Below are 17,626 nucleotides of genomic sequence, written 5' to 3'. Positions count from 1 at the left end.
CACCGGCCCGGCGCTTGACGGGCGCGAGAGGCTGGGGAGGTGAGCTCGGACCTTCCTCCGCACGTCCTCGTCCTCTTCGGCGCGACCGGTGACCTGGCCGCCCGCAAGCTCTTCCCCGGCCTGTACCGCCTGGCCGCGGCCGACCGGCTGCCCCAGCACTACGCGGTGCTCGGCAGCGGCCGGCACTCCCCCGGCACCGACGAGGAGTTCCGCGCCCACGTCCGCGCGGCCCTCGACGAGTTCGTCGGCGAGGTCGACGACGCCGTCGCCGGCCCACTGCTGGAGCGGATCCGCTTCGTCACCTCCTCCGCCGACGACGGCGCGGGCCTGGCCGAGGCCGTCCGCGAGGCCGAGGACGGCCTCATCGACGAGGCGCACTGCCTGCTCTCCGACGTACGGCGCCTGCTCTACCTCTCGGTGCCGCCGGGCGCGGTCAAGGCGATGGTCGGGATGCTCGACCGCGAGGACCTGGTCGCCCGGACCCGGCTCGTTGCCGAGAAGCCGTTCGGCACCGACCTGGCCACCGCGCGCGAGCTGCGCGAGGTGCTCATGTCGGCGTTCGGCGAGGAGCAGGTCTTCCGGATCGACCACTTCCTCGGCAAGGAGGCGGTCCAGAACATCCTCGCGCTGCGCTTCGCCAACGGCCTCTTCGAGCCCGCCTGGAACCGGCACACGATCGAGTCGGTCCAGATCGACGTCCCCGAGAAGCTCACCGTCGAGGGCCGGGGCAGCTTCTACGAGGGCACCGGCTGCCTGCGCGACATGGTGACGACCCACCTGGCCCAGCTCCTCGGCTTCGTCGCCCTCGAGGACCCCCACGCCTTCCGCGCCTCCGCGATCCGCGCCGCCAAGGCCGCGACCTTCTCCGCGGTGCGCCCGCTCGACCCCGAGCGCGTCGTCTTCGGCCAGTACGACGGCTACCGCGACGAGCCCGATGTGGCCCCCGACTCCGACGTCGAGACGTTCGTCGCCGCCGAGGTCTGGATCGACAACGACCGCTGGCGCGACGTCCCGTTCTACCTGCGCACCGGCAAGGCCCTCGCCGACGGACGGCGCACCATCACCGTCCGCTTCCGCGACCCGCGCCACCGCTGGCTCAAGCCCGAGGGCGGCGGCGTCCCCGAGCCCAACGAGCTGGTCATCGACCTCGCCGACCGGCCCAAGATCGCGATCGAGGTCCGCGCCAAGCGCCCCGGCCCCGACATGGCGCTGGTCGAGGGCGTCTTCCGCCTCGACCTGGTGTGCGACGTACCCGGCGCGGACCCGCTCGAGGCCTACGAGCGGCTCCTGCTCGACGTCATGCGCGGCGACCGGACGCTGTTCATCAGCTCCGAGGAGGTTGAGCGACTGTGGGAGATCTTCCAGCCGGTGCTCGACCGCCGGCCGCACACGCAGGTCTACGCGCCCGGCTCCTGGGGGCCGGCGAGCGCCCTCGACCTGCCGCTGGGCGGCTGGCGGCTGGGCGACCGGGTCAGTGCGGAGAGCTCTTCGTCCACTCCTCCGACTGGGTGAGCTTGAAGAGATAGGCCAGCGGCGGCACCACGACCACGACCGCCAGCCCGACGGCGACGAGCAGCCCCTGCAGGGTCGCCCGGGCGCCGGCGGCGTCGGCGATGGTCACCTCGTCGACGAGCAGCCAGGGGTACTGACCCACGCCCCAGCCGGAGACGACCGCGGCGACCGCGAGGACCGCGGTGATCCGGGCGAGGGCGTAGCGGCGACGCCAGAGCAGGACCATCGTGCCCAGGCCGGCCAGTCCGGCGAGGACGACGAGGGGCGCGGCCCGGCCCTCCAGGCCGGCGGCCAGGGTGGGGGCGTCGCGGTCGAGGGGGACGAGCGCGGCGAAGACGAGCAGGCCGGTGATCGCGCCGACCGCGAGCGCCCGGACCCGGAGCTCGCCGGCCAGGCGGTGCTGACCGCTGCGCTCGGCGTCGGCGACGAGGAAGGTGCCGGCCAGGAAGGCGCAGGTGCCGACGGCGATCACGCCGCCGAAGATCGAGGTCGGGTTGAGCCACGACGTCCACAGGTCGCCGCGCCCCTCGAGCGGTACCCGGCCCGAGGCGATGCCGCCGGCCACGGTGCCGAGGAAGAACGGCGTGATGATCGACGAGGTGGCGAAGACGATGCCGAAGAGGCGGGCCTGGGCGAGCGTGGCGGCGTACTTGCGGAACGCGAAGCTCGCGCCGCGCAGGACGATGCCGAGCAGGGCGAACAGCAGCGGGAAGACCAGCGTCGACATCGCGGCGGCGAACGACTCGGGGAAGCCGGTCCACCAGATCACGAGCACGTAGATCAGCCAGACGTGGTTGGCCTCCCACACCGGACCGATGCTGTGGTCGACGAGCGTGCGCAGCTCGGCGCCGCGCTTGCTGCTGCCCGCGGTGAGGTCGAAGAAGCCGGAGCCGAAGTCGGCGCCGCCGAGCACGGCGTAGGCGATGATCCCGACGAAGAGGGCGGCCGCGACCGCGAGCTCGAGGCTCATCGGTGGGCCTCCGGCTCGGACGCCGGCTCGGGGTCGGGGGCGTACGGGCTGGGCAGGTCGACGTCGCCGGCCCGCCAGCGCCGGGCCATCGAGCGCAGCACGACGACCGCGCCGATCGTCATGGTGGTGTAGACGACGGTGCTGATCCCGAGCAGCCACCACAGGCTCGCGGTGTAGTCACCGACCGCCTCGGGCGTGCGCATGATGCCGTAGACGATCCATGGCTGGCGGCCGACCTCGGTGGCGATCCAGCCTGCTTCGAGCGCGATCACCGCCAAGGGCCCGGCGATCGCCGCGAACCGGAGGAACCAGCGTTTCTCCAGCAGGTCCTTGCCGCGCCGGCGCTGCACCCAGAACAGGACGACGGCGCCGGCGAGCAGCGTGCCGATCCCGACCATGGTCTGGAAGGCCAGGTGGGTCATGTTGATCGGCGGGTGGTCCTCCTCGGGGATCGTGTCGAGCCCGGGGACCGGCTTGTCCGGCGAGTTCATCGCGATCAGCGAGCCGAGCAGCGGGATGTCGATGGAGTACTTCACCTCGCCGTCGATCATCACCCCGCCCAGCCGCAGCGGCGACGGGCTCTCGGTGGTCTCGGCCAGCTCGAACGCCGCCAGCTTGGCCGGCTGGCGCTCGTCGAGGCCGAAGCCCAGCACGTGCCCGACGAAGGGCTGGGTGACCGCGGCGATCGAGGCGAACACGAACGGCACCATGAAGCCGAGGCGGTGGTGGGCGTCGCGCCGGCCGCGGAGCATGCCGACGGCGTAGACGCCGGCGATCGTGAAGCCGGCCAGCATGTAGGCGCCGACCCACATGTGCGCGAACTGCAGGAAGGTGTGCCCGTTGAAGAGCACCTTCCACGGCTCGACGTCGGTGACCTCGCCGTCGACGAGACGGAAGCCCGTCGGCACGTTCATCCAGGCGTTGACCGCGAGCACGCAGTAGGCGCCGATGATGCCGGTGATCGCCATCGGCAGCACCATCAGCACGTGCCGCTTGGGGGGCATCCGGTTCCAGCCGTAGAGGTAGATGCCGAGGAAGATCGCCTCCAGGAAGAAGGCCAGCCCCTCGAAGGCGAAGGGGAGGCCGAGCACGTCGCCGTACTTGCCCATGAGGCCGGGCCAGAGCAGGCCCATCTCGAAGCTGAGCACCGTGCCCGAGACCGCGCCGATCGCGAACAGCACCGCCGAGACCTTGGCCCAGCGCTGGGCCAGCCCGAGGGCGACGGGGTCGTTCTTGCGGATGCCGCGCAGGTGCATCACGAAGATCATCGCCGGGAAGGCCACGCCGAAGCAGGCCAGGATGATGTGCCAGCCCAGCGAGAGCGCCATCTGCTGACGCGCCGGCATCAGGCCGGCGGGCTCGTCAGGAGCGGCGGACGCCACCTGGGTGGCGACCTCGGTGACAGCGTGGGTGAGGACGTCGACGCTCAGCACGACCCTGACGCTACGCCCCCGTCCGGCCCCGTTCACGAGTTTGTGAACCGATTCACAAGCGGGGTGGAGACGGTCGGACCCCCGTCACCGGCAGGCCGGTGACGTGCTACGCCGGGGAGGTCAGCGCGAGCGGCGCAGGTCGTTGAGCGCGATCCGGACGGTGAGCGACTCCCCCGCCATCCGGATCCGTCCGCGCATGCCCGCGGCGAGCACCATCGGGAGCACCGCCTGGCTGTCGGAGGGCGCGGTCAGCACGATCTCCTCGGCCCCCTGGTCGCGCGCCGCGCGGGCGATGTCGGCGAGCAGCCGGGTCCCGACCCCACGCCGCTGCCACGCCGGATCGACCCAGAGGTCGACCGGCCAGGGGGTGTCGGCCGTGTCGTGCGCGGTCACCTCGGCGCGGCCCGCGACGAGCCCGCCGGAGAGCGCGGAGACGGTCGTGTCGACGGTGACGTAGTCGGGCTCGGCGGCGCCGGGCTGCTGGGGCGCGGGCGGCACCTGGGCGTCGAGCACCTGGCCGACCAGCCCGGCCAGGGCGGCCGCCCGGGCCCGCTCGGTGGGGGTGAACGGCGGCTCGCGGCGGATCTGGATGGTGGTGGACTCCCCCACCGCCATCTCGAGCACGTCCTCGGTGCCGGTGCTGGGCGCGACCGCGGCGTCGAAGAGGTGGGCGGCGACCTCGGGGAAGGTGGCCGGCTGGGCGATGATCGAGCGGACCGCCTCGACGTACCGGGTCGGCTGGTCCTCGAGCGCGGCCGCGGTCGCGGGGACGGCGGAGACCGTGACCCCGCCGGCCTTGTCGATGAGCGCGTGCAGCTCGGCACTCGTCCAGCCCTCGGGGACCTGCAGGACGAGCTCGTCGGTGACGCTCGCCGCGTCCGGGAAGACCTGGACGGTCTGGATGTTGACGCCCGCGCGGCCGCACGCCGCGGCCAGCTGGGCCAGGGCGCCGGGGCGATCGGGCAGTCCGGCACGGACTCTCCAGAGCATGTGCCCACTATGCCGGAGAGATGTGTCGGAAGGGGATCCCCCAGATTTCGGCTGATGACATGCTCCGGTCGCCGTGCGAGGGTGAGAGCCATGCCGAGCTGGGTCTACCTGCTGCACCCGCCCCGCACGGGGTTCGTCGCCACCATCACCGAGGACGAGGCGGCGCTCATGCACGCGCACGCCGACTACCTCGCCGCCCTGCTCGACCAGGGCGTGCTGGTGCTGGCCGGGCCGACGCTCGGCGAGACCAACACCGGGATCACCGTCTTCGAGGCCGACGACGAGGACGCCGCCCGCGCGGTCATGCTCGCCGACCCGGCCGTCGCCGGCGGCCTGATGACCCCCGAGCTGCGCCCGATGCGGGTGCGCTTCCTGCGCGGACGCGAGGACTGATCCGGTGCGCCGCCCCATCCGTACGACGCTCGGCGCGGCGCTCACCGGCGCCCTCGCGCTCACCCTCGCCGTCCCGGCCACCGCGCCGGCGCCGGCGGGCGCCGAGGTCCGCAAGTTCGCCGACAAGGCGGCCGAGAACCCCGACGCGATCCGCACCGTCCGGGTCGACCACGGGCTCTACAACGTCCGGCTGCGGGTCAACGCCGGCGAGCTCGCGCACAACTACCACTGGTACCTCGACACGGTCCCGAGCCGCCCCGGCCCCGAGTACGTCGCCGTGGTGATCGGCGAGGTCGAGAGCTTCGCGGTGCACAGCGTGCCCGGCTGGCTCGCCGGCCCCGGCGGCGGGCCGCGCGGCACCGGTCCGCTGCGCTGCCAGGGCCGGGTCGACTTCGACGTCGACCGGCAGCGGGTGACGTTCACGGTCCCCCGCCGCTGCCTGCGGGAGAACCCGGCCGCGACCGGGCAGCCGGCCCGGGTCCGGGTCGGTCTGGAGGCCTGGCCCGACTTCGGCCGCGCCCAGGACCGCTTCCCGAAGCGGCACCGGTTCAGCGACTGGGTACGCCGCGGCCCGGTGCACTAGGCCCAAAAAGCCGGAGACCCGGCTCGTCGCAACGAGCCGGGCCTCCGAGGTGGTGCAGGTGGGCCTCAGTGGCCGTGCCCGTGACCGTGGCCGTGACCGGCCGCCTCGGGCTCCTCCTCCTCGGGCTTGTCGACGACCAGGACCTCGGTCGTCAGCAGCATGCCCGCGACGGAGACCGCGTTGGCCAGGGCCGACCGGGTCACCTTGACCGGGTCGATGACGCCCTGGGCGACGAGGTCGCCGAACTCGCCGGTGGCGGCGTTGTAGCCGTTGCCGACACCGAGCTCGCGCACCTTGTTGGTGACGACGTAGCCGTTCTCGCCGCCGTTCTCGGCGATCCAGCGCAGCGGCTCGTCGACGGCCTTGCGGACGATGCGGACACCGAACGCCTCGTCACCGGTCAGGCCGAGGTCGCCCTCGAGCGCCGCCGCGGCGTGGATGATCGCCGAGCCACCGCCGGGGACGATGCCCTCCTCGATCGCGGCGCGCGTCGCGGAGACGGCGTCCTCGATCCGGTGCTTCTTCTCCTTGAGCTCGACCTCGGTGTGCGCGCCGACCTTGATCACCACGACGCCGCCGGAGAGCTTGGCCAGCCGCTCCTGGAGCTTCTCGGTGTCCCAGTCGGAGTCGGAGACCTCGATCTCCTTCTTGATCTGCTCGACGCGACCCGCCACCTCGGTGTCGTCGCCGGCACCGTCGATGATCGTGGTGTTGTCCTTGGTGACCACGATGCGGCGGGCCTGGCCCAGCACGTCGAGACCGACCTGGTCGAGCTTGAGGCCGACCTCGGGCGAGATGACCTGGCCGCCGGTGAGGACCGCGATGTCCTGGAGCATCGCCTTGCGGCGGTCACCGAAGGCCGGGGCCTTGACGGCGACGGCGTTGAAGGTGCCGCGGATCTTGTTGACGACCAGCGTCGACAGCGCCTCGCCCTCGACGTCCTCGGAGAGGATGAAGAGCGGCTTGCCGGCCTGGATGACCTTCTCCAGCAGGGGCAGCAGGTCGGCGATCGCCGAGATCTTGCCCTGGTGGATGAGGATGTAGGGGTCGTCGAGCACGGCTTCCTGGCGCTCGGCGTCGGTGACGAAGTAGGCCGAGATGTAGCCCTTGTCGAACTGCATGCCCTCGGTGAACTCGAGCTCGGTCGAGGGGGTGTTGGACTCCTCGACCGTGATCACGCCGTCCTTGCCGACCTTGCCGAAGGCCTCGGCGAGGAGCTCGCCGATGTGGCTGTCACGCGAGGAGACGGTCGCCACGGAGGCGATGTCCTTGGCGTCCTCGACCTCGCGGGCGGCGGCCTTGAGCGCGTCGCCGACGGCGCCGGCGGCGGCGTCCATGCCCCGCTTGAGGCCCATCGGGTTCACGCCGGCCGCGACCGCGCGCAGGCCCTCGTGGACCAGCGCCTGGGCGAGCACGGTCGCGGTCGTCGTACCGTCACCGGCGACGTCGTTGGTCTTGGTCGCGACCTCCTTGGTGAGCTGGGCACCGAGGTTCTCGAACGGGTCGTCGAGCTCGACGTCACGCGCGACGGTCACACCGTCGTTGGTGATGGTCGGCGCGCCCCACTTCTTGTCGAGGACGACGTAGCGGCCCTTGGGGCCGAGCGTCACCTTGACGGTGTTGGCGAGGGCGTCGACGCCCCGCTCGAGCGCGCGACGGGCGTGCTCGTCGAACTCCAGGATCTTGGGCACTGCTTACTCCTTGGGTGTGGAAAGCCGAACGCCCGGGACGCCGCTCGCACCGGCAGGCGGTGCGGGACGTCCCGGGCGGCGTGAAGCTCGGATCAGGCCAGAACCGCGAGGACGTCGCGGGCCGAGAGGATGAGGTACTCCTGGCCGGCGTACTTGACCTCGGTGCCGCCGTACTTGCTGTAGATGACCTTGTCACCCACGGCGACGTCGAGCGGGACGCGGTTGCCGTTGTCGTCGATGCGGCCGGGACCGATCGCGAGGACCTCGCCCTCCTGGGGCTTCTCCTTGGCCGTGTCAGGGATGACCAGGCCAGAGGCGGTGGTCTGCTCCGCCTCGAGAGGCTTGACGACGATCCGGTCCTCGAGCGGCTTGATGTTGACCGACACGATGTCGACCTCCACTTTCTGAGCTGACGGGTGCTGCTGACTCTTTGGGGCAAGGCCGGGAAGGACCCCGACCTGCGTTGGCACTCTCGGTTCGAGTGTGCCAATGACGAAACTAGCACTCTCCGCAAGGGAGTGCCAGGCCCGGGCCCGCACCCCTCCCCGCGAAGCGCCGCTCCCTACCAAAGTCGGTTGACCGCGACACGGCGGCACCGGCAGCGTTCTCCGTATGTTCGGTGCCCTCGGCCGTCTCGTGTCCCGTCGCCCCTGGTACGTCATCGCCGCGTGGCTGGTGGTGACCGTCCTGATCGTCATGTTCCATCCCAAGGTGGAGGCGACCACGGACCAGGCGGACTTCCTCCCCGACTCCTACGACTCCATCAAGGCCGCCTCGCTGATGGCCGACGCGTTCCCGGACCAGACCGACTCGGGCGCGACCGTCGTCTTCGACCGCACCGACGGCGCGAAGCTCGCCCCTGCCGACCTGACCAAGATCGGCGAGATCATGACCGGGCTCGACCTGCCCAAGGTCTTCACCGCGGCGTCGCCGCCCATCGCCTCCCCCACCAACGAGGTCGCGATCTCCAACCTGTCGCTCGCCGAGGGCGTGACCGGGCAGGACGAGAAGGAGCTCGACCAGGTCAAGGACCTGCGCAGCGAGCTCAAGGACGCGACGGACGGCACCGGGCTGCGCGCCCAGACCACCGGGTCGCTGCCGCAGAGCTACGACCAGATCCAGTCCGGCAGCAACGCCGAGGCCATCGTCGGCCTCGCCACGCTGGTCCTCATCGTCGTCCTGCTGGGCATCATCTTCCGCAGCGTCATCATCACGCTGCTGCCGATCCTCTCGGTGATCTTCTTCCTCATGCCGATGACCAACGGACTCATCGACATCGCGGCCAAGGCGTTCGGCCTGCAGAAGGACCCCTCGACCAGCGTCATCCTGATCGTCGTCCTCTTCGGCGTCGGCACGGACTACATCCTGTTCTTCGTCTTCCGCTACCGCGAGCGGCTGCGGGACGGCGAGAACCACCGGGCCGCGGTCGCCCATGCCATCGAACGCGCCGGCGAGGCGATCGCCTCGGCAGGCGGCGCCGTGATCGTGGCCTTCCTCGCGCTGCTGCTCTCGACCCTCGGCATGTTCCGCTCGATCGGGCCGTCGCTCGCGATCGCGGTCGGGGTCTCGGTCGTCGCGGCCCTGACGCTCATCCCGGCCCTCGCCACGGTCGTCGGCGGCGCCTTCTTCTGGCCCTCGAAGAAGTGGAAGGTGCCCTCGCCGGGTGCCCGCTTCGAGAAGATCGGCGCTGCCGTGGGCCGCAAGCCGGTCCGCTTCGCCCTGGTGTCCGGCGGCGTGCTCGCGGTCCTCTCGGTCTTCGCGCTCAGTTTCACCCCGACCTTCGACATCGGCTCGTCCAGCTCGTCCTCCACCGTCGAGTCGGCCAAGGCCTCCAAGGCGCTCGAGGACGGCGGCTTCTCGGCCGGCGCCACGCAGCCGGCGCCCGTCGTCCTGCACTCGGACCAGGCGCTCGACCCGGCGACCTTCCCGGCCTTCAAGGAGGCGCTCGGCAAGGCGCGCGGCGTCGCCTCCGTCGCGGACCCGCTCCCCTCGGCCGACGGCAAGACCGCGATCTTCATGACCACGCTCCAGGACGACCCTGCCTCCGACGCGGCTCTGGCCGACCTGCGCGACGGGCTGCGCCCCGCCGCCGAGAAGGCCACCCCCGACGGTGCGACCACCTACGTCGGCGGTCTGACCGGCATCTTCGTCGACTTCCAGGCCGCGATGAACCGGGACTACAAGGTGGTCTTCCCCGTCGCCGCCGGCATCATCCTGCTGATCCTCGCGCTGCTGCTGCGCTCCCTGGTCGCACCGTGGTACCTGATGGTCTCGGTCGGACTGGGCTTCGCCGCGACCCTGGGCGCGACGACGATCGTCTTCCAGTTCATCGGCGGCGAGCAGGGCCTGATCTTCATGCTGCCGATCTACATCTACCTGTTCGTCGTGGCGCTCGGCACCGACTACAACATCCTCATGGTCGCCCGGCTGCGTGAAGAGGCACGGGAAGGACTCACCCCCCGCGAGGCGGCCGCCAAGGCGATCCACCACAGCGGGCCGACGATCGCCGCGGCCGGCGTGATCCTGGCCGGGACGTTCGCCTCCCTCATGCTCGCGGGCAACTCCCTGCTGACCTCGATGGGCTTCGCGATCGCGTTCGGCATCTGCATGGCGGCGTTCGTGATGTCGATGTTCTTCACCCCGGCGATCACCGCCCTCATCGGCCACGCCGCCTGGTGGCCCGGCCACGGCGACGAGGCCAGGACCGACGGCGACGAGGAGCCGGAGAAGGAGCTCGTCCCGACCGCCTGACAGGATCAGGGGGTGGACCTCGACGACTTCCGGTGGCTGCTGACCGACGAGGGCCAGGCCCTGCTCACCGAGGCCACCGCCCTGGTCGACTCCGGGGCCACCGCCCTGGCGGCCGGCTCCGCCCTGCGTCGTACGACGACGCCGGAGCGGGCCGCGACTGCGCTGACCCAGGTCGACCTGCGCGCCCGCGCGCACGCCAAGTTCGGCGACCTGGCCGCGCGGATGTACTTCACCCCCGACGCCCTGGAGCAGGCGACCCGGCTCCGGGTCGCCCAGCACCGGGCCGGGCGCGCGGCCGCGTTCGGCGCCCGCACCCTGATCGACCTCGGCTGCGGCATCGGCGGCGACCTGCTCGCCGCCGCCCGGGCCGGGATGGTCTGCGCGGGCGTCGACCTCGACCCGGTCCGGGTCGCGGTCGCCGAGGCCAACCTCGCCGCGCTCGGCCTGCCCGGCGCGGTCCAGGTGGCCGATGCCACCGAGATCGACCACCGCGGCTTCGACCTCGCCTACGCCGACCCGGCCCGTCGTACGGGCGCGGGGCGCAGCTTCCGGGTCGACGACTGGACGCCGCCGTGGTCGTGGGTCGAGACGCTGCTGGCGCGCGATGCGTGCGTCAAGGTCGCCCCCGGCATCCCCCACACGCTCGTGCCCGACGGCGTCGAGGCCGAGTGGGTCAGCGACGAGGGTGAGGTCAAGGAGGCCGCGCTGTGGGCCGGCCGCACCGCGACCGTACGACGGCGCGCCACCGTGATCGGCACCGGCGGCCTCGCCACGATCACCGACGAGGACGACCCCGGCGCCGACGCGGTCGGGGTCGCGCCGGTGGGTGCCTTCCTCTACGAGCCCGACGGCGCGGTGATCCGGGCGGGTCTGGTCACGGCGGTCGCCGCGGGCGTCGGGGGCGCGCTCATCGACCCGAAGATCGCCTACGTCACCGCGGAGGCGTCGTACCGGACGCCGTTCGCGCGGGCCTACCGCGTGGTCGAGGAGCTGCCCTACCGCGAGAAGCAGCTCAAGGCCGCGCTGCGCGAGCGCGGGATCGGGCGGCTGACCATCAAGAAGCGCGGCGTGGACGTCGTACCGGAGGCGCTGCGCAAGCGCCTCGCGCTCCAGGGCGACGCCGAGGCGACGATCGTGCTGACCCGGGTCGCGGGCGAGGGCACGGCGCTGCTGGTCGAGCCGTTCTGACCGACCAGCGGGTCAGTCGCGCAGCCACCCCTGGTTGCGCGCCCAGGCGACGTATGCGATGCCCGGTAGGTGGCTCGAGGAGGTGGGCGAGAGCGACGACGCCCGGTAGACCGCCTCGACGTGCCCGACGATCGTCGAGCCCCACTGGGCGAGGCTGAGCCACCGACCGGCCTGGGCGGCCTGCGACGCCGTCGCCGCCTCGGTGCCGTTGACGCGGTAGTAGGCGGTGCTGGTGCCGGCCTTGACGTGGTTGAGGTAGGTCGCGACCAGCCGGGAGGTGTCGGCGGTCCCGGCCTCGGCGCCTGCCCGCGCGGCCGCGGTGAGGAACTCGACAGAGATCGCAGCGTGGCTGATGTCCTCGACCTGCCTGGCGAAGCCGTAGGCCGGGGTGTACTCGGAACGGCCGGAGACGGCGGCGTAACCGCTGTAGAGCTCGCTGTGCGTCGGCCAGTAGGTCCACTTCCAGGCCGTGCCGACCTCGGTCGCGCACACCCGGAACGTACGGACCATCGCGTTGATGCGGGGCCGGAGTGCCGCCGTCCGGTCGATCCGGTAGAGCTCGACGAGCAGCTGGCCCATCGCGTGGCTGAGGTTCAGCGGCTGGATGAGGCCGTCGTGCGGGACCGGGGCACCGTAGGGCGCCACGTAGTCACCGCCGACGTGGCCATTGGTCAGGGTGACGAAGCGCCACTCGGGGTCGTGGAAGGCCACCGCACGACGGATCCGCGCCAGGTAGTCGAGGGCGACGGGCTTGAGCGGCGCCCCGTGCGCAGAGGTCAGGTTCCCTTCGAGGACCAGCCGGGCGAAGAGCGCGATCGGGTAGCCGATCAACCCGGTGTGCCCGGACAGCGCGCAGTAGCGACGGCTGAGCGCGGTCGTGCCGGCCGCGGGCACCGCGTCGGTGCTGCCCCCCAGCCGCTTCACGGTCCAGAACACCTTCGACAGGTCGCCCGAGACCGGGTAGTGGTAGACGTCGGCCACCTTGGTCTCGATGCTGTTGGCGCTCGCCGGATCAAGGGAGACGCCGCTCAGCGTCACCGAGCTGGGCGCGAGGCCCGGATGGGTGAGGGTCAGGTTGAACGAGCCGCCGCTCACGGCCGCGACGGTAACCGTCGCCGTGGTGGCACCGGCGTTGGCACTCCGAATCTCGAACAAGGCCGTGCCGTCGGCAGCGGCGACGACGGCCGCGGCCGTGGTGTAGTCGGCACCCGTGCGCCACACCGGCCCGGAGCGTCCCTGCCAGTCGACGACGCCGCGCGCCTCGTCGGTCTTGGCCCACACAGCATCCGCCTGCTCGACGAACCGGTCGAGGTAGAGCGCGTTGCCCGTCGCCTGGTACATCCGCACCAGCGAGAGCAGGACGTACGACGTCCCCCACGCCAGCTGGCCGGCCTCGTTGTCGTGGACGGTCGTGTCGACCGCCTGCCAGGCCGCTTCGTAGGACGCTACGAAGTCGTTGCCGGGCAGCAGCAACGCCGCCGATGCGCGAGGCGCAGTGACCGTGCTCGCGACCGCGTACGCCGCCAGCCCGGCGGCTCCGCCGACAACCTGCCGCCGCGTCGGCTTCCATGCATCCATCGCCCGCACCCTCTCGACACCTGATATGTCTGAGCGACGATAGACCTGGGACAGGTCCGGCCTCAGCCGGGCAGGTCCATCGTGCGCCCGCCGCGGGCCAGCACCGCCCGCTCGCTGCGGATCACGGTCTTGTGCAGGTCGGCGTTGTCGCCCCGCCGCACCCGGTCCGGTACGACGTGCCGCGAGGTCCGCGCGAAGGTCGTGGCCCCGCGCCACGCGACGGCGTGGGCCGGCGTCCAGGGCAGGCCGTAGAGGCGGCGTACCTCGGGCGGGAGCATGCCGACGACGAGCAGGTTGGTCACCGTGACGCCGGGGCGGGCGACGAGCGGGACGGGCATGTCGCGGGCGATCGCGCGGCCCACGGCGCGGGCCTCGGCGGTGAGGTGCATCCGGCCGGAGGTGTACCAGTCGCGCATCCACTGCTCGAAGGCCGCCGCGGTCTCGGGCGCCACCGAGCGGGGCATGCCGAAGAGCTCGCCGAAGCGCACCCAGTCGGCCCAGAGGTCGTCCTTCTCGGTCGCGCTGAGCGGGCGCACGAGGGTCTCGAAGGCGACCCGGGAGGAGTCGGCGAGCATGGCCATCGTCCAGAGCATGAGCTCGGGGTCGAAGGCGTCGTAGGGCGTCCCGCGGGAGAACTCGCCCTCGTCCTGGGTGAGCTCGCCGCGCACCCGGGTGTGCAGGTCGTGCACGGCGGCGAGCAGCCGGTCGACCTCGGCGCGCGGGGCGAAGAAGACCGTCTCGAAGGCCAGCGCAGTGCGGGCCAGGCGCTCGAAGGGCCGCTCCTTGGCGAGCGTCGACTGCGAGGTGCCGACGTAGGGCACGGGGTGGGTGGCGCCGATGATGAGCGCGCGCTGGCCGTAGGTCTGCCCGACCGCGCGGTGGGACTGGACGAAGCGCAGCATCGAGCCCTCGGGGAAGTACCCGTCGTCGACCCGCGCCGCGTCCATCGCCTCAGCCTGCCAGGACCTCGGTCACCGGGAGGCTCGAATCGGCCGGGAGGTCCAGCGGGGACGGCGTCCGACCGCGCTCGACCATGGTGGCGCCGAGCGCGGCGACCATCGCGCCGTTGTCGGTGCACAGGCCGGGGCGTGGCACCCGGACCCGGATGCCGAGCTTGCTCGCGCGCTCCTCGGCGAGCACCCGCAGCCGGGAGTTGGCTGCGACTCCGCCACCGATCATGAGGTCCTCGATGCCTTCGGCGCTCGCGGCGTCGAGCGCCTTGCGGACCAGGACGTCGCAGACCGCCTCCTGGAAGGACGCCGCCACGTCGGCCACCGGGACCGGTTCGCCGGAGCGCTCGCGGGCCTCGACCCAGCGGGCGACCGCGGTCTTGAGCCCGGAGAACGAGAAGTCGAAGCGGTGCCGCTCCAGGTCGCGCCGGCTGGTCAGCCCGCGCGGGAAGTCGATCGCGACCTGGTTGCCCTCGCGGGCCGCCTTGTCGATGTGGGGGCCGCCCGGGAAGGGCAGGCCGAGCAGGCGGGCGACCTTGTCGAAGGCCTCACCGGCCGCGTCGTCGATGGTGGCGCCGAGCGGGTCGACGCCGCCGTCGTACCCGGTGATGTCGGTGACGCGGAGCAGACTGGAGTGGCCACCCGAGACGAGCAGGGCGAGCGACGGCTCGGGCAGCGGTCCGTGCTCGAGCTGGTCGACGGCGACGTGGGCGGCGAGGTGGTTGACGCCGTAGATCGGCTTGCCGAGCGAGAGTGCGAGCGCCTTGGCCGAGGCGACGCCGACGAGCAGCGCACCGGCGAGGCCGGGACCGTGGGTGACCGCGATCGCGTCGACGTCGCGCAGCGTGATGCCGGCGGTGTCGCACGCGCGCTGGATGGTGGGGACCATCGCCTCCAGGTGCGCCCGGCTGGCGACCTCGGGGACGACGCCGCCGAAGCGTGCGTGCTGCTCGACGCTGCTGGCGACCGCGTCGGCGAGGAGCGTGTGACCGCGGACGATCCCGACGCCGGTCTCGTCGCACGAGGTCTCGATGCCGAGGACCAGGGGTTCGTCGCGGGTCATGGGTCCATTGTGACGGGTGTGCTGAGCACCAGTGCGGTGGTCCCGTCGCGGTAGTAGCGGGGGCGGCGTCCGAGCTCGGCGAAGCCGTGCCGCTCGTAGAAGGTGCGGGCGATGATGTTGTCCTCGCGGACCTCCAGCAGCAGCCGGGTCGCGCCGCGCTCGCCGGCCACCGCGTGGGTGGCGGCGAGGAGGGCGCCCGCCACGCCGGAGCGCCGCCGCTCCTCCGGGACGGCGATCCGCTGGAGCTCCGCGTCGACGTCGACGACGCTCACCACCGCGTAGCCCGCGAAATTCGCAGCGCCGCCGTCCGCGGACGAGCGGGCGACGAGCAGCGCCATGGTCGGCACCAGACCGCCGACGGCCTCGCGCAGCAGGTTCGGCGACCACGGGTCGAGGGGGAAGGCCTCCGCCTCCAGCGCGGCGATCTCCGCGATGTCGTCGACGCCGGCCGGGCCGATGTTCACCGCGGCGACGGCTCGTCGGCGAGGACCGCCTTGGGCGCCCGCGGGATCTCGGCGTCGGGACGGCGCAGGTAGAGCGGCTCCGGCGCCAGGACGGCGAACCGGCCGGCCACGACACCGCGCGCGAGCCAGGCGGCGCTGGGCCGCTGCGGCCCACGGGACTCCGGGAACGCCTCGGGGTAGAGGGTCGCGCCCTCCCCCACGACCGGGCGGTCGCTGGCGAGGGCGGCCGGCCGATCGACGACCGGCTCGTCCTGGCGCACCGCCCCGGCGTCGTACGACGCGAGGTAGACCTCCTTGCGCCGGGCGTCCGTCGCGACCAGGAAGTCGCCGTCCACGGCGCCGGTCTCGACCGCCTCGAGCGCGAGCGGGTCGAGCGAGCAGACCCCGTGCACGGGGACGTCGAGCACGTGCGCCATGGTCCGCGCGGTGACCAGCCCGACCCGCAGCCCGGTGAACGGGCCGGGGCCGACGCCGACGGCGATGCCGGTCAGGTCGTCCGGGCTCGCGCCCACCTCGGCGAGCACCTGGGCGATGAGCGGCGCGAGCTGCTCCCCGTGGCGCATGCTGCTGGTGGCCGTCGCCTCGGCGACGACGTCCGTGCCGTCGTGAAGGGCGACGGTGACCGTCGGGGAGGCGGTGTCGAACGCGAGCAGCACGCACCGAGCCTAGGGCTTGTCTCCCAAGTCCGCGCCGTCGCGAGCGGTGTTTGCGGCCGATCGGGCAAGGCGGAGCAGCGAAGGCGGGTCACATCGACGACAGAGCCCGTCGAGTTTGCGACCTCGTCACTCGCGGGCCGCCCGATCGAGTCGCAAACACCGCGCAGCAGGCGCGGACTTGGGAGACAAGCCCTGGTTGAGGCTCAGGACCAGGCCTTGACCCAGTCGACGACGAGCGTCGAGGTGTCGGGCATCTTGTCGGTGCGGGTGTTCCAGCCCAGGCCCCACACCTGGGTGAGGACCAGGTAGAACGGCTTGTCGAACGGCTGCGCGCCGGTCATCCCGGTCGGCGTCCAGCGGTGGCTGTAGCAGAGCCGGCCGTCGTAGTAGAAGCGCATGATCTTGGGCGTCCACTCGACCGCGTAGTTGTGGAAGGCCGTGCTCGCCGTGGGCATCCGGCAGGAGTACCCCGAGCTGAGCTGGGTGTTCTCGCCGGCGTAGTGCACCGACGGGTAGACGTTGGCCGGCAGCCCGCTGAACCACTCGGCGATGTCGACCTCGCCCGAGCCGGGCCAGCGGCCGTACGCCTGGTCCTGCGGGTAGAGCCAGAACGCGGAGTGCGAACCGGCGATCCCCGACTCGGCGGGCATCTTGAGCCGGGCCTCGAAACGCCCGTAGGTCTGGGTGAACTTCGAGCGGGTGGCGACCGTGGAGACCTCGGCGTTGGTCGTGAACGACCCGTAGGGGCTGCGGCAGAGGAACTCCGTCGGCAGGATCGTGGACGTCAGCCGCAGCAGGCCGCCGCTGACCCGGACCGTGCGCTCGTTGTCGACGTAGCAGCCCTTGCTGCCGCCGTACATGCCGCTGAAGGAGGTCTGCTGGACCATCCACCGGCTGCGGTCGAGCGCGTCGCCGTCGAACTCGTCGTAGAAGCTGCACGCGTAGTAGCCGCCCTCGGCGCGCTTGGGGCGGCTGCCGCAGGTGTCGACCGGGGCGCGCTCGGGCGTCGGTACGACGGCGGGCGCCACGTTGCGCTTGTGGCTCACCCGGCCGGCCGCCTTGACCCGGTAGGTGCGGGCCGTCGCGGGGCGGGCGAGGACGATCTTGAACGTGCCCTTCTTGGTCGCCCGGCGCTGGGCGACGGTGGCCCAGCTCGCGCGCCGCCGCTCCTGCAGCCGGACGACGGCCCGGGCGCGGGTACGGCCGGCGAAGACGACCGTGGAGCTGCGCGCCACCGGCTTCGTCAGCACGGGGCGCTCAGGGCGCTCCGGCGCGGCACCCGCCGTCTCGGCGGTGACGGGCGCGAACAGCGCACCCGCGCAGATCAGTGCCGTCAGCGCGGCCTTCAGTCCCCCCATGGAACTTCCCCTCCAGAAAGTTTGAACCCTCGCTCTGGAGACTAGG

16 protein-coding genes are annotated in these 17,626 nt (G+C 72.2%); 5 read left to right on the top strand and 11 right to left on the bottom strand.

Going from position 1 to position 17,626, the window contains the following annotated elements:
• Positions 1-39 precede the first annotated feature (39 nt).
• Positions 40-1,512: a glucose-6-phosphate dehydrogenase gene (zwf, locus tag M0M48_RS00840; protein WP_257754021.1), complete on the top strand. Its 1,473-nt coding sequence runs from the start codon at positions 40-42 to the stop codon at positions 1,510-1,512.
• Here zwf and M0M48_RS00835 read toward each other — a convergent pair.
• The 3 genes from M0M48_RS00835 to M0M48_RS00825 all read right to left on the bottom strand — a co-directional run bounded on the left by M0M48_RS00835 (position 1,472) and on the right by M0M48_RS00825 (position 4,905).
• Positions 1,472-2,482, bottom strand: a complete 1,011-nt coding sequence (locus M0M48_RS00835; protein WP_215813096.1) for a cytochrome d ubiquinol oxidase subunit II — start codon at positions 2,480-2,482, stop codon at positions 1,472-1,474. The genes zwf and M0M48_RS00835 overlap by 41 nt on opposite strands.
• Positions 2,479-3,915: a cytochrome ubiquinol oxidase subunit I gene (locus M0M48_RS00830; RefSeq protein ID WP_257754020.1), complete on the bottom strand. Its 1,437-nt coding sequence runs from the start codon at positions 3,913-3,915 to the stop codon at positions 2,479-2,481. Before M0M48_RS00830 ends, M0M48_RS00835 begins: the two co-directional genes overlap by 4 nt.
• Positions 3,916-4,035: 120 nt before the next feature.
• Entirely contained in the window at positions 4,036-4,905 is an 870-nt protein-coding gene (locus M0M48_RS00825; protein ID WP_215813097.1) for a GNAT family N-acetyltransferase, read from the bottom strand.
• 90 nt (positions 4,906-4,995) lie between these two features.
• On the opposite strand from M0M48_RS00825, the gene M0M48_RS00820 reads away from it, so the two are divergent.
• Positions 4,996-5,298 carry a YciI family protein gene (locus M0M48_RS00820; protein ID WP_257754019.1) on the top strand — a complete coding sequence of 101 codons (303 nt, stop codon included), beginning with the start codon at positions 4,996-4,998 and terminating at the stop codon, positions 5,296-5,298.
• 4 nt (positions 5,299-5,302) lie between these two features.
• Positions 5,303-5,881 carry a hypothetical protein gene (locus tag M0M48_RS00815; RefSeq protein ID WP_257754018.1) on the top strand — a complete coding sequence of 193 codons (579 nt, stop codon included), beginning with the start codon at positions 5,303-5,305 and terminating at the stop codon, positions 5,879-5,881.
• Between the two features lie 65 nt (positions 5,882-5,946).
• On the opposite strand, the gene groL is transcribed toward M0M48_RS00815, so the two are convergent.
• Positions 5,947-7,572, bottom strand: coding sequence for a chaperonin GroEL (gene groL, locus M0M48_RS00810; RefSeq protein WP_215813100.1), 1,626 nt, complete (start codon positions 7,570-7,572; stop codon positions 5,947-5,949).
• A 92-nt stretch (positions 7,573-7,664) separates the two neighbouring features.
• Positions 7,665-7,958 (bottom strand): co-chaperone GroES, encoded by a 294-nt coding sequence (gene groES, locus M0M48_RS00805; RefSeq protein WP_028653828.1) that lies wholly within the window; start codon positions 7,956-7,958, stop codon positions 7,665-7,667.
• A gap of 226 nt (positions 7,959-8,184) precedes the next feature.
• Between groES and M0M48_RS00800 the strand changes: the two genes are divergently transcribed.
• A complete protein-coding gene (locus M0M48_RS00800) occupies positions 8,185-10,323 on the top strand; it encodes an MMPL family transporter (RefSeq protein WP_257754017.1) in 2,139 nt (712 codons plus the stop codon).
• 12 nt (positions 10,324-10,335) lie between these two features.
• Positions 10,336-11,511, top strand: a complete 1,176-nt coding sequence (locus M0M48_RS00795; RefSeq protein ID WP_257754016.1) for a class I SAM-dependent methyltransferase — start codon at positions 10,336-10,338, stop codon at positions 11,509-11,511.
• Between the two features lie 12 nt (positions 11,512-11,523).
• Here the strand turns inward: M0M48_RS00795 and M0M48_RS00790 are convergent, their stop codons facing one another.
• The 6 genes from M0M48_RS00790 to M0M48_RS00765 all read right to left on the bottom strand — a co-directional run bounded on the left by M0M48_RS00790 (position 11,524) and on the right by M0M48_RS00765 (position 17,580).
• A complete protein-coding gene (locus M0M48_RS00790) occupies positions 11,524-13,089 on the bottom strand; it encodes a hypothetical protein (protein ID WP_257754015.1) in 1,566 nt (521 codons plus the stop codon).
• Positions 13,090-13,151: 62 nt separating this feature from the next.
• Positions 13,152-14,036, bottom strand: a complete 885-nt coding sequence (locus M0M48_RS00785; protein ID WP_257754014.1) for an oxygenase MpaB family protein — start codon at positions 14,034-14,036, stop codon at positions 13,152-13,154.
• A gap of 4 nt (positions 14,037-14,040) precedes the next feature.
• Positions 14,041-15,102, bottom strand: coding sequence for a tRNA (adenosine(37)-N6)-threonylcarbamoyltransferase complex transferase subunit TsaD (gene tsaD / locus M0M48_RS00780; protein ID WP_257754013.1), 1,062 nt, complete (start codon positions 15,100-15,102; stop codon positions 14,041-14,043).
• Complete coding sequence (gene rimI / locus M0M48_RS00775) at positions 15,099-15,566, bottom strand: ribosomal protein S18-alanine N-acetyltransferase (protein ID WP_257754012.1); 468 nt, start codon at positions 15,564-15,566, stop codon at positions 15,099-15,101. The genes tsaD and rimI overlap by 4 nt, the downstream gene beginning before the upstream one ends.
• Positions 15,563-16,222 (bottom strand): tRNA (adenosine(37)-N6)-threonylcarbamoyltransferase complex dimerization subunit type 1 TsaB, encoded by a 660-nt coding sequence (gene tsaB / locus M0M48_RS00770; protein ID WP_215813105.1) that lies wholly within the window; start codon positions 16,220-16,222, stop codon positions 15,563-15,565. Before tsaB ends, rimI begins: the two co-directional genes overlap by 4 nt.
• A gap of 203 nt (positions 16,223-16,425) precedes the next feature.
• Positions 16,426-17,580, bottom strand: a complete 1,155-nt coding sequence (locus M0M48_RS00765; protein WP_257754011.1) for a glycoside hydrolase family 16 protein — start codon at positions 17,578-17,580, stop codon at positions 16,426-16,428.
• Between the last annotated feature and the right edge of the window lie 46 nt (positions 17,581-17,626).

Origin of the sequence: Pimelobacter simplex, assembly GCF_024662235.1 — a bacterium.
In the GTDB taxonomy this organism is placed as follows: domain Bacteria; phylum Actinomycetota; class Actinomycetes; order Propionibacteriales; family Nocardioidaceae; genus Nocardioides.
The sequence above is the reverse complement of the archived record's forward strand: the minus strand, read 5'-3'. Positions and strand labels throughout refer to the sequence as shown.

Bases quoted from the DNA above. Each gene is read 5' to 3' on its own strand.
- M0M48_RS00835 (WP_215813096.1), bottom strand. From the start codon at position 2,482: ATGAGCCTCGAGCTCGCGGTCGCGGCCGCCCTCTTCGTCGGGATCATC.
- M0M48_RS00765 (WP_257754011.1), bottom strand. From the start codon at position 17,580: ATGGGGGGACTGAAGGCCGCGCTGACGGCACTGATCTGCGCGGGTGCG.
- M0M48_RS00800 (WP_257754017.1), top strand. From the start codon at position 8,185: ATGTTCGGTGCCCTCGGCCGTCTCGTGTCCCGTCGCCCCTGGTACGTC.
- M0M48_RS00785 (WP_257754014.1), bottom strand. From the start codon at position 14,036: ATGGACGCGGCGCGGGTCGACGACGGGTACTTCCCCGAGGGCTCGATG.
- tsaD (WP_257754013.1), bottom strand. From the start codon at position 15,102: ATGACCCGCGACGAACCCCTGGTCCTCGGCATCGAGACCTCGTGCGAC.
- M0M48_RS00825 (WP_215813097.1), bottom strand. From the start codon at position 4,905: ATGCTCTGGAGAGTCCGTGCCGGACTGCCCGATCGCCCCGGCGCCCTG.
- M0M48_RS00820 (WP_257754019.1), top strand. From the start codon at position 4,996: ATGCCGAGCTGGGTCTACCTGCTGCACCCGCCCCGCACGGGGTTCGTC.
- M0M48_RS00790 (WP_257754015.1), bottom strand. From the start codon at position 13,089: ATGGATGCATGGAAGCCGACGCGGCGGCAGGTTGTCGGCGGAGCCGCC.